This window comes from Rhizobium sp. BK289 (assembly GCF_014193575.1).
GTDB lineage: Bacteria > Pseudomonadota > Alphaproteobacteria > Rhizobiales > Rhizobiaceae > Rhizobium > Rhizobium tropici_C.
Genome location: NZ_JACHZO010000003.1, coordinates 1 through 12,306, shown reverse-complemented (window position 1 = coordinate 12,306; position 12,306 = coordinate 1). Strand labels below are relative to the sequence as shown.

The 12,306-nt window shown below is 61.2% G+C and carries 7 protein-coding genes; 6 read left to right on the top strand and 1 reads right to left on the bottom strand.

The genetic code is table 11. The annotated features are described in order from the left end of the window. Positions 1-171 precede the first annotated feature (171 nt). From FHT84_RS06245 to clpB, 6 genes are all read left to right on the top strand, one after another. On the top strand, positions 172-1,446 hold the full coding sequence (locus tag FHT84_RS06245) for an aspartate kinase (protein ID WP_112341259.1): 1,275 nt from the start codon (positions 172-174) through the stop codon (positions 1,444-1,446). A 100-nt stretch (positions 1,447-1,546) separates the two neighbouring features. Beyond that, positions 1,547-3,814, top strand: a complete 2,268-nt coding sequence (ptsP, locus tag FHT84_RS06240) for a phosphoenolpyruvate--protein phosphotransferase (protein ID WP_112341258.1) — start codon at positions 1,547-1,549, stop codon at positions 3,812-3,814. A 90-nt stretch (positions 3,815-3,904) separates the two neighbouring features. Then, positions 3,905-4,984, top strand: a complete 1,080-nt coding sequence (gene prfA / locus FHT84_RS06235) for a peptide chain release factor 1 (RefSeq protein WP_112341257.1) — start codon at positions 3,905-3,907, stop codon at positions 4,982-4,984. Beyond that, positions 4,981-5,856, top strand: a complete 876-nt coding sequence (prmC, locus tag FHT84_RS06230) for a peptide chain release factor N(5)-glutamine methyltransferase (protein WP_112341256.1) — start codon at positions 4,981-4,983, stop codon at positions 5,854-5,856. Before prfA ends, prmC begins: the two co-directional genes overlap by 4 nt. Before the next feature lie 348 nt (positions 5,857-6,204). Then, positions 6,205-6,903: a DUF4167 domain-containing protein gene (locus tag FHT84_RS06225; RefSeq protein WP_113249086.1), complete on the top strand. Its 699-nt coding sequence runs from the start codon at positions 6,205-6,207 to the stop codon at positions 6,901-6,903. 317 nt (positions 6,904-7,220) lie between these two features. Further along, positions 7,221-9,821: an ATP-dependent chaperone ClpB gene (clpB, locus tag FHT84_RS06220; protein ID WP_112341254.1), complete on the top strand. Its 2,601-nt coding sequence runs from the start codon at positions 7,221-7,223 to the stop codon at positions 9,819-9,821. Between the two features lie 102 nt (positions 9,822-9,923). Here the strand turns inward: clpB and FHT84_RS06215 are convergent, their stop codons facing one another. Then, on the bottom strand, positions 9,924-11,864 hold the full coding sequence (locus tag FHT84_RS06215; protein WP_183761396.1) for a M23 family metallopeptidase: 1,941 nt from the start codon (positions 11,862-11,864) through the stop codon (positions 9,924-9,926). Positions 11,865-12,306: the final 442 nt, after the last annotated feature.

The window sequence follows — 12,306 nt, the reverse complement described above, 5'->3', positions numbered from 1 at the left end:
AGTATAGTTTTGTCGCGCCGGGCGCGTCCCGCTATTGCACCCGCCCGACAAACTCGCTAAGAGACGGCCCCATTGAGATCACGCTTTTCCGGCTACCGAACCGGGAGGGCGATTTTGCATGTCGGGCTTTCCGCATTTCGGCCGCCCGGCGCAGGGTACTGGTAGAGGCACATGGCACGCATCGTGATGAAATTCGGCGGAACCTCCGTCGCGGATCTGGACCGTATCAAGAACGTCGCACGCCATGTGAAACGCGAGGTCGATGCCGGCCATGAAGTGGCCGTCGTCGTTTCCGCCATGTCCGGCAAGACCAACGAGCTGGTCGGCTGGGTCCAGAACATGCCCAAGGTCGCCGGTGCCAACCACTCGATCTACGATGCGCGCGAATATGATGCCGTCGTGGCTTCGGGCGAGCAGGTCACATCAGGCCTTCTGGCGATTGCGCTGCAGGCCATGGGCATCAACGCCCGCTCCTGGCAGGGCTGGCAGATCCCGATCCGCACCGACAACGCCCATGGCGCCGCCCGTATTCTCGAGATCGAGGGCGAGGACATCATCCGCCGCATGGGTGAGGGCCAGGTCGCCGTCATCGCCGGCTTCCAGGGGCTCGGCCCCGACAATCGCCTCTCGACGCTCGGTCGCGGCGGTTCCGACACCTCGGCCGTTGCGATCGCCGCCGCCGTCAAGGCCGACCGCTGCGACATCTATACCGACGTCGATGGGGTCTATACGACCGATCCGCGCATCGAGCCCAAGGCACGCCGCCTGAAGAAGATCGCCTTCGAGGAAATGCTCGAAATGGCCTCTCTCGGCGCGAAGGTGCTGCAGGTGCGCTCGGTCGAGCTCGCCATGGTGTTCAAAGTCCGCACCTTCGTGCGCTCTTCTTTCGAGGATCCCGATGCTCCGGGCATGGGCGATCTGCTTAACCCGCCCGGAACGCTGATTTGTGACGAGGAAGAAATCGTGGAACAGGAAGTAGTCACCGGCATTGCCTATGCCAAGGATGAAGCTCAGATCTCGCTACGCCGTCTTGCCGACCGGCCGGGTGTTTCCGCCGCGATCTTCGGGCCGCTGGCCGAAAACCACATCAATGTCGACATGATCGTCCAGAACATTTCGGAGGACGGTTCGAAGACCGACATGACCTTCACGGTTCCGTCCGGCGATGTCGAGAAGGCGTTGCGCGTTCTTGGCGAAAACAAGGAAAAGATCGGTTACGATGTCGTCCAGAGCGAATCAGGTCTGGTCAAGGTATCGGTTATCGGCATCGGCATGCGCTCGCATGCCGGCGTGGCCGCGACCGCTTTCAGGGCACTTGCCGAAAAAGGCATCAACATCAAGGCCATTACGACGTCAGAAATCAAGATTTCCATCCTGATTGACGGTCCTTACGCAGAACTCGCAGTCAGGACTTTGCATTCCTGCTACGGTCTGGATAAGAGTTGATTCAGGACTGCTGACAACGGACCGTGACGGAGGCGAGTTTCGGCCGGCCCTGACATGGGCAAGACAGGCATGACATCTTGATTCAGGAGCTAGTGGCGCAATGAGAGACCTTTCCGGCGGTCCACGCGTTCTGCTCAAGCGGCTACGCGAACTGATGGCGGAGCCGCTGGAGCCGCAGGAGCGCCTTGACCGGATCGTCCGCCAGATTGCCAGCAACATGGTCGCCGAGGTCTGCTCGGTCTATGTGCTGCGCGCGGACGGCGTCCTCGAGCTTTATGCCACCGAGGGTCTGAATAAAGAGGCGGTCCACCTTTCGCAACTGAAGATGGGGCAGGGTCTTGTCGGTACGATCGCCGCCTCCGCCCAGCCGCTGAACCTTTCGGACGCGCAATCGCACCCCGCCTACCGCTACCTGCCGGAAACCGGCGAAGAGATCTACCACTCCTTCCTCGGCGTGCCGATCCTGCGCACAGGGCGGTCGCTTGGCGTTCTCGTCGTTCAGAACAAGGCGAGCCGCACCTATCGCGAGGAAGAGCTGGAGGCGCTCGAAACGACGGCCATGGTGCTGGCCGAAATGATCGCGACCGGCGAGCTGAAGAAGATCACCAAGCCCGGCCTGGAACTCGATCTTACCCGCTCGGTCACCATCGACGGCGACAGCTACAATGAAGGCATCGGCCTCGGCTATGTCGTCCTGCACGAGCCGCGCATCGTCGTCACCAATCTGCTGAACGACGATGCCGACAAGGAAATCGGCCGCTTGGCCGAAGCGCTTGGCTCGCTGCGTATCTCGATCGACGACATGCTGTCGCGGCGCGACGTCTCGATGGAGGGTGAGCATCGCGAGGTGCTCGAAACCTACCGCATGTTCGCGCACGACCAGGGCTGGGTGCGCAAGCTCGAGGAAGCCGTCCGCAACGGCCTGACCGCTGAGGCTGCCGTCGAAAAGGTGCAGAGCGACACCAAGGCGCGCATGATGCGCCTGACCGATCCCTATCTTCGCGAGCGCATGCACGATTTCGAGGATCTGGCGAACCGGTTGCTCCGGCAACTCATCGGCCATTCGGGCCGCACCAGCGCCGAGGGCTTCCCGAACGATGCGATCATCTTCGCGCGCGCCATGGGTGCGGCGGAACTGCTCGATTATCCCCGCGCCAATATTCGTGGCCTGGTGCTGGAAGAGGGCGCAGTGACGAGCCATGTCGTCATCGTCGCACGCGCCATGGGCATTCCTGTCGTCGGACAGGCCGCAGGTGTGGTCGCGCTGGCCGAAAACGGCGACCCGGTCATCATCGATGGCGACGGCGGCCATGTCCATCTGCGGCCGATGGCCGATCATCAGCGTTCCTATGAAGAGAAGGTGCGGTTCCGTGCCCGCCGGCAGGAGCAGTTCCGTGCCCTGCGCTCCGTCGAGCCGGTCACCAAGGACGGGCAGCGCATTTCGCTCTTGATGAATGCCGGCCTGCTGGTGGATCTGCCGCAGCTTGCCGAATCCGGCGCAGAGGGCATTGGCCTGTTCCGCACCGAGCTGCAATTCATGATCGCCTCGACCATGCCGAAGGCGGAGGAGCAGGAAGCCTTTTATCGCAATGTGATGAAGCAGGCGGGCGGGCACGTTGTTACCTTCCGCACGCTCGACATCGGCGGCGACAAGGTTGTTCCCTATTTTCGCGCGCATGAGGAAGAAAACCCGGCGCTCGGCTGGCGCGCCATCCGCCTCTCGCTCGACCGCCCAGGCCTGCTGCGCACGCAGCTCAGGGCCATGCTGAAGGCGGCGGCCGACAGCGAGCTGAAGATGATGGTGCCGATGGTTACGGAAGTTTCCGAAATCAGGGCGGTGCGCGAGCTCCTGCAGAAGGAAGTACAGCACCTTTCGCGCTTCGGACACGGCCTGCCGCGCAAGCTGCAGTTCGGCGCCATGCTGGAAGTGCCGGCGCTGCTGTGGCAGCTGGATGAGCTGATGGCGGAAGTCGATTTCGTCTCCATCGGCTCCAACGACCTGTTCCAGTTCTCGATGGCGGTGGATCGCGGCAATGCCCGTGTGTCGGACCGTTTCGATCCGCTTGAGCGGCCGTTCCTGCGCATCCTGCGCGATATCGTGCGCGCCGGAGAGCGCAACAATACACCGGTGACACTGTGCGGCGAGCTGGCCGGCAAGACGATTTCGGCTATGGCCCTGCTCGGCCTCGGCTTGCGCTCGGTTTCGATGTCGCCTGCCTCGATCGGCCCGGTCAAGGCGATGCTGCTCGGGCTCGACCTCAAGGCGCTGTCCGAGGTCATGGAGACCGCGCTCGATGACACGCAGCCGACCAGTTCCATGCGGGATATCCTTGTGCGCTTTGCCGAGAGCCACAATATCCCGCTTTAGCGCGCGATCCTGAAAAACACGAAGCGGTTTCCGGACAGGGTCATGCGCACCATATCAAAGCAGACATAATAAGAAGAATTGGAGTAGAGGGTGGCGAAGCTCCCCGTTGAAAAAATGCGCGAATTGGAACGCCGTTTCGGCGAGATCGAGGCGCGCATGTCCGCCGGCCCGGCCGCGGATGTCTATGTGAAGCTTGCTTCCGAATATTCCGAACTGCAGCCGGTCGTCGCCAAGATCCGTGACTATGAACGCGCTCTCGCCGAGGCTGCCGATCTCGAGGCTATGCTCTCCGACAAATCGGTCGACCGCGATATGCGGGACCTTGCGGAGATGGAGCTGCCCGAGGTCAAGGAGCGCATCGAGACGCTGGAAAAGGATATCCAGATCGAGCTTCTGCCGAAGGACGCGGCCGACGAGAAGAGCGCGATCCTCGAAATCCGCGCCGGTACCGGCGGTTCCGAGGCAGCCCTTTTCGCGGGCGATCTCTTCCGCATGTATGAACGTTTCGCGGCTGCCAATGGCTGGAAGGTGGAGGTTCTCTCCGCCAGCGAGGGCGAAGCGGGCGGCTACAAGGAAATCATCGCGACGATCAGCGGCAAGGGCGTGTTCTCCCGGCTGAAGTTCGAATCCGGCGTCCATCGCGTGCAGCGCGTGCCGGAAACCGAGGCGAGCGGGCGTATTCATACGTCTGCGGCGACCGTCGCCGTACTGCCGGAAGCCGAGGAAATCGATATCGAAATCCGGCCTGAGGATATCCGCATCGACACCATGCGCTCTTCCGGTGCCGGCGGCCAGCACGTCAACACGACCGACTCGGCCGTGCGCATCACTCATCTTCCCTCGGGGATCGTTGTCACGAGCTCGGAAAAGTCGCAGCACCAGAACCGCGCCAAGGCGATGCAGGTGCTGCGGTCGCGGCTGTTCGACATGGAGCGCCAGCGCGCCGACAGCGAGCGTTCCGCCGACCGCAAAAGCCAGGTCGGTTCCGGCGACCGATCCGAACGCATCCGTACCTATAATTTCCCGCAGGGGCGCGTCACCGATCACCGCATCAACCTGACGCTCTACAAGCTCGACCGGATGATGGAAGGCGAGATCGACGAGGTGGTCGATGCTCTGCTGGCGGACTATCAGGCGAGCCAGCTCGCCCAACTCGGCGAACAGGCATGAGCGGCGGGCAGGGGTCGACCGTTTCCGGACTCCTGCAGGAGGTGCGTGCCCGCTTTGCCGAGGCCGACCTCGACGATCCCGCCACGGAGGCGCGCATTCTTGTCGGCGGCCTTCTTCATCTTGCCGCCACCGCGCTCGTGACGCGAGGTTCCGAGCCGGTGTCTGCGAAGGATGTGGCGGTGGTGCGGGCGGCAATTGCCCGCCGGCTCAATCATGAGCCGGTCCATCGGATTCTTGGCGAGCGGGAGTTTTATGGCCTCTCCCTGCGGCTCTCGGCGGCGACGCTCGAACCGCGGCCCGATACCGAAATTCTTGTCGATACGATGCTACCATACCTGCGGCGTCTTGAATCCAAGGTCGGCAATGTCCATATACTGGATATCGGAACGGGAACGGGAGCCATTTGCCTGGCCCTGCTTCACGAATGCCCCAAAGCTACCGGTGTTGGTTCCGATATTTCTGGCGAGGCGCTGGAAACCGCTCGCGGGAACGCTGAGCAGAATGGCCTGGCGGCGCGGTTCAAGACCGTGCATGGAAGCTGGTTTGATGCCATCCACGAATGTTTTCATGTGATTGTCTCAAATCCGCCCTATATTGCGTCCAGTGTCATTTCCACTCTCGCTCCAGAAGTAAAGGATTTCGATCCTCCCGCGGCCCTTGACGGGGGCCTTGATGGGCTGGATGCATACAGGGCTATCGCAAAGGATGCGGCGCGGTTTCTGCTCCCGGATGGCATGATTGGGGTGGAGATCGGTTACGATCAGCGTGAAACGGTGACTTCGATTTTTGAAGGAGCAGGATTTTCCCTTGTCGAAGCGGCTCGTGACTACGGGCGGAACGACCGGGTTCTTGTGTTTGAATTTCAACATTAACGTGACGTTTTGCAGCAGATTAGTGGAACCCCTGTTGTTATCGCAAAGAAAAAGCTTGGATTTCCTGAGGAAGCAATATAGGTTGCGCTCACGCGTTGGGCGGCTGGGAATAGGCGAGACGATTCGCTTATCTTGGACAGCCTCGGGGATCCGCTCTTTGGTAGAGTGTCAAAGGTTGAAGATAACCCAATGCGTGATCAGTTTAATCTGACGTAGTCGAGCGGCAGACCGGCGCCAAAGCGCAGTTTGCTTGCGGCACGCAGGCCCTGGTTTGGCAGTGTCCGAACCGCGGCGGCAGGTGTCGTGTATGATTTTTATCCCAACGAAGAGAATTCAGGTGAAGGATCTATGAGGCCAGGACAGCAAAACAAGCGCGGTCGGGGGCGTGGTAACAACAACAACGGTGGCGGCGGAAATAACAACAACAATTTCAACCGCAAGGGCTCGAACCCGCTGACCAGGACTTACGACAGCTCTGGTCCCGATGTGAAGATCCGCGGAACCGCACAGCATATCGCCGAAAAATACTCGGCCTTGGCTCGCGATGCCCAGAGCTCCGGCGACCGCGTTATGGCTGAAAACTACCTGCAGCATGCCGAACACTATAATCGGATCATTGCCAGCGCCCAGGCGCAGATGCAGGAGCGCTATCAGCGAGACGATCACCACAATTACAACGATCGCGATACGGGCGACCGTGACATCGACGATATCGATGCAAACGAGATCGATGATCAGCCGCAGATGGCTCCGCCTCCGGCTCGTCCGCAGCAGGCAGCTCCAGCGGCCGCCGCCGCTCCGGCCCATGAGCCGGAAGCCATCAACGGCACTGGCCCGCAGCCGGTCATCGAAGGCATCCCTGCCGAAGTGGCGATCGAGGAAGAAACTCCGGCAGTGGCCGCCACCGAGCGCCAGCCGCGTCGTCGCAATGCAGGCGGCAATCGTCCGCGCCGCCAGCCGCGCCGCAGTGCTGCAGCCGAGGGCGGCGATCAGGGTGAAACCGGGTCGAACGAAGCTCCGGCTATGGCGGATGCGACCTCGGAATAAGTCGCTTCGCTGGAGCGCACTGCACTGATTAAACGAGAATGCGGAAATGGCGGCGAAAGCCGCCATTTCTTTTTGTGTGGGCAGGTGCTCTCTTTCGAGGCCAATCGGCGCTTCTTCAATTGCAGAAGCAGGGAAGCCATTCCGGCCGGTTTTTCCACTCCGCGACCCTTTAAACTCTTCAAATATCCTCCCATATTCTCTTCTGTTGCCTTGCCGCAAATCTCGATGGCGGAAAGGCGGGGCCTGCCTCTTGAGGGGGCTCAATCTCAATCATCGGTCTGCGCCGGTCAGGGCAGAGCGATTCATGGAGGTCTCATATGAATATTGAAAAATACTCCGAGCGGGTGCGTGGTTTCCTGCAATCCGCCCAAACCTATGCGCTGGCGCAGGGTAATCAGCAGTTCGCCCCCGAGCACGTTTTCAAGGTGCTTCTGGACGACGACCAGGGCATGGCCGCCTCGTTGATCGAGCGTGCCGGCGGCGACGCCAAGGCTGCCCGCATTGCCAATGATGCCGTCCTTGCCAAGCTGCCGAAGGTTTCCGGCGGCGACGGCCAGGTCTATCTCTCACAGCCGCTCGCCAAGGTTTTCGCTACTGCTGAAGATGCCGCTAAGAAGGCCGGCGATAGTTTCGTCACCGTCGAGCGTCTTTTGCAGGCGCTGGCGATCGAGCCTACGGCTTCGACCTCGATGACGCTGAAAAATGCGGGCGTTACGCCCGTTGCGCTTAATCAGGTCATCAATGATATCCGCAAGGGCCGCACGGCGGACTCCGCCAATGCGGAGCAGGGCTTCGATTCCCTGAAGAAATATGCCCGCGATCTCACCGCTGAAGCGCGCGAGGGCAAGCTCGACCCCGTGATCGGCCGTGACGACGAAATTCGTCGCACGATTCAGGTTCTGTCTCGCCGCACGAAGAACAATCCCGTGCTGATCGGCGAGCCCGGCGTTGGCAAGACGGCGATCGTCGAAGGCCTGGCGCTGCGTATCGTCAATGGCGACGTGCCGGAATCGCTGAAGGACAAGAAGCTGATGGCGCTCGATATGGGCGCGCTGATTGCCGGTGCGAAGTTCCGCGGCGAGTTCGAAGAGCGGCTGAAGGCCGTGCTTAACGAGGTGCAGTCGGAGAACGGCGAGATCATCCTGTTCATCGACGAGATGCACACGCTGGTCGGTGCCGGCAAGGCCGACGGCGCGATGGATGCATCCAACCTATTGAAGCCCGCGCTTGCGCGCGGCGAGCTGCATTGCGTCGGTGCGACCACGCTCGATGAATACCGCAAGCATGTCGAGAAGGATCCGGCCCTTGCCCGCCGCTTCCAGCCCGTCATGGTCGAGGAGCCGACGGTCGAAGACACGATCTCGATCCTGCGCGGCTTGAAGGAAAAGTATGAGCAGCATCATAAGGTGCGCATCGCAGATGCCGCGCTGGTGGCCGCTGCGACCTTGTCGAACCGCTACATCACCGACCGCTTCCTGCCTGATAAGGCAATCGACCTGATGGACGAGGCTGCGGCGCGTCTGCGCATGCAGGTGGATTCCAAGCCGGAAGAGCTCGACGAACTCGATCGCCGCATCATCCAGCTCAAGATCGAGCGCGAGGCGCTGAAGAAGGAAACCGACCAGGCCTCGGCCGACCGGCTGAAGAGGCTGGAGGGCGATCTTGCTTCGCTGGAGGAGGAAGCCGATGCGCTGACCGCGCGCTGGCAGGCCGAAAAGCAGAAGCTGGGTCTTGCCGCCGACCTGAAGAAGCAGCTCGATGATGCCCGCAACGAACTGGCGATCGCCCAGCGCAAGGGTGAGTTCCAGCGTGCAGGCGAGCTCGCTTATGGCGTGATCCCCAATCTGGAAAAGGAACTCCACGCCGCAGAAGAGCAGGATAGTGCCCGTGATTCCATGGTGCAGGAGGTCGTCACCGCCGACAACATCGCCCAGGTCGTTTCCCGCTGGACCGGGATCCCGGTGGACAAGATGCTGGAAGGCGAGCGCGACAAGCTGCTGCGGATGGAAGACGAGCTGGCAAAGTGGGTCGTCGGCCAGGGCGATGCCGTTCAGGCTGTCTCTCGCGCCGTTCGCCGCTCGCGTGCCGGCCTGCAGGATCCGAACCGGCCGATCGGCTCGTTCATCTTCCTCGGCCCGACCGGCGTCGGCAAGACGGAATTGACGAAGGCGCTTGCCCGCTTCCTCTTCGACGACGAGACGGCGATGGTGCGTATCGACATGTCGGAGTACATGGAGAAGCACTCCGTGGCGCGGCTGATCGGCGCTCCTCCCGGCTATGTCGGCTATGAGGAAGGCGGCGCGCTGACCGAAGCCGTCCGCCGTAGGCCATACCAGGTCGTACTGTTCGACGAGATCGAGAAGGCACATCCCGATGTCTTCAACATTCTGCTCCAGGTTCTGGATGACGGACGTTTGACGGACGGGCAGGGCCGCACGGTCGACTTCCGCAACACGATGATCATCATGACCTCCAACCTGGGTGCCGAATATCTGACCCAGCTGAAAGAGGGCGATGACAGCGATCTGGTGCGTGAACAGGTCATGGATGTGGTCCGGTCGCATTTCCGGCCCGAATTCCTGAACCGCGTCGACGAGATCATCCTGTTCCATCGCCTGAAGCGCGATGAGATGGGCGCGATCGTCGACATTCAGCTCGAACGTCTGCTGAAGCTGCTGTCGGAACGCAAGATCACGCTCGAACTCGACGACGACGCTCGGCATTGGCTGGCCAACAAGGGCTACGATCCGGTCTACGGCGCGCGGCCGCTGAAGCGGGTGATCCAGAAATATGTCCAGGATCCGCTGGCCGAACAGATCCTTTCGGGTCAAATCCCGGATGGTTCGCTCGTCAAGGTCACCAGCGGTTCGGACCGGCTGTTGTTCCGTCCGCGCCAAGCCGTGCACGAGGCGGCTTAAGCGACAACTGGTGAACGAATAGGAATGGCGGTCTTCGGGCCGCCATTTTGCTGTTGGCTATGGCGGCAACGGATCGGTATGAAATTGGCTGCGCGGCTGAGGCTATTTGCTGGCGATCTGTTTCGACTTGTCGTCTGTCAGCAAAGTATCGATGCGCTTGCGCTCTTCCTGGAATTTGGCGAGCGCATCGCCTTGCAGCGATTTGCCGCCGGGAAGGCGGATGCGCAGCGGATCGACCTTCGTGCCGTTGACGATCAGCTCGTAGTGCAGGTGGGGGCCGGTCGCGAGACCGGTCGAGCCGATAAAGCCGATCACTTGGCCCTGCACCACTTTCGCGCCGGGCACGATCCCTTTGGCGATGGCGCTCTGGTGATTGTAGGAGGAGACATAGCCATTGGCATGGCGAATGAGGGTCTGGTTGCCGAAGCCGCTGGAATCCCAGCTCGCCTTTTCGACGACGCCATTGCCGGCCGCGATGATCGGTGTGCCGCGGGGCGCGGCCCAATCCACGCCGGTATGCATGCGCGCGAAGCCGAGGATCGGATGGCGGCGCATGCCGAAGCCGGATTTGAAGACGCCGGTGGGAACTGGATTGCGCAGCAGGAATTGCCGGATGCTCTTGCCGCTTTCGTCGAAATAGTCGATCGAATGATCGGTCGGATCCTCGAAGCGATAGAAGCGCGTGACCGTATCGCCGAACTTGGCATTGACATAGAGCAGCTCGGAATCGGCCGTCGCCTGCCCCTTGTCGTCGGCGACCGAGAAGAAGGCTTCCAGGGAATCCGTCGGCTTCAGCTGCGCCTGGAAATCGACATTGCTGGCGAGCAGCTTGACGACCTGCGCGACCATCTCCTTGGTCATGCCGTAGGAAAGCGCCGCGCGATAGATGCCGTCATAGACGCTCGGCAGATCGCGTCCGGCCGTGAGGGTGGGCGCGTCATTGTCGAAGGCGGTGATGATCGCATCCAGCATCGGTGGCGCGCTGCCGGCGACGAAATCGCCGTGGTCGTTCTGCGCGATGGTGAGAAGATGCTTCGTGCCGCGATAGAGGCTGGCGCGGATGATCTTGGCCTGCTCGCCCTTCTGAAGGATGCCGATGCGCAATACGTCGCCGGCCGAAACATTGGCTGAGCCGAAGAGCGGCTGGATCTTTGCCGTGATATTGTCCGCGTCGGCCTTGAGGTAGCCGGCATTGGTCAGCGCCGTGGCGATTGGCATATTTTCGCGAACCGGTATGATATCGTCGGCAAATTCTTCCGTCTGCGCGGTCACGGCTTCCGGCGCCGAGACGGACATGTTCTCTTCGACGATGCGCGCGGCAAGGCCCGCCGTCAGGTCGACATCGGAATCGTCATTGGCGAAACGGCGCGGGTCGACATAATAGAGCGCTGAAAGCTGGGTATTGCCATCGGCCAGAACCGAGCCGTTGGAGCGGACATTCTCCTCGACCTCTTCAAGCGACATGGAGCCGGCGAGCTGGAAGGGGATATCCTTGGCGGGAAAGGGCACCGTCTTCAGGCTGACCTCGGATTCCACGTCCGATGCGTAGATCGCGCCGGTTTTGTTGGCCGGCGGCGGTATGTTCTCGTCGGCGGAAAAGATCGCCAGCGGATCGAAGGGCGGATAGTTCTCGCTGGCGATGCGGTTTGTGGCGAGCGCGATCTTCACATGGGCGAAAGGCTGGCGGCGCACCACCTCCTTGTCACCGTCACGCACGACCGTCGATACTTCCAGGATGTTGCGGTCTGATGGTTTCGAAGCGATCGCGGTGGAAATCAGGCGGGCGCCGCGGATGACCTGATCGTCGGAAGCGTCGCGGCTGTCTGTTGTCGCGTAGGCTTCCGCCGGAATGGCCAGCTGCTGGCGCCCGTCGAGTGCGGCAAACAGCGCGACACCCATCAGGATGCTTGAGGTGAGGCCAGTCAGGAAGGTGCCGGAAAGCCATCGCAGCGAAACTTCGCGCCGGTCCGGCGCCCGCCTGCCATCGGCCAGGATTGGCGGCTCGTTACCGAGCGATCGGAGCATCATCTTGTCCGTCATCATGCCAATCGAGATCCGCTTCCCTTTATGCGAGCCTTAGGCTTGGGGGCGAAGATGTGCATATTTATGACAGGAGTGTCAAATCGGGCGGTCGTTTTTGCCGCGCCGCAGATCCTGTTTCCGGTAAAATACCGAGGCGGGCGCGGCCCCTCCAATGGACAAAGGCGTCGGTTCGTGGCCTGTTTCGCCATCTCGGAGCCAGACCCTGTACTTCCGCGGGGATATCCATGGGTGTTTTCGAGCGCATTTGCTGCGCCCACAGGGATGTTCATAAATCTCTCATAAGAATCAACCAGTTGTTTGTTTTTTGACTTTTTTCAAAATAGGCCTGTTGACTATGTCGGGTTGGGGGGTCTATAAGCCCGATCACTGACGAGGGCGGCGGCGCTGCTGGCGACGAAGTCTCTCGCTCTGGTGTTTCCTGGATTGGCTGCGATGCTGATTG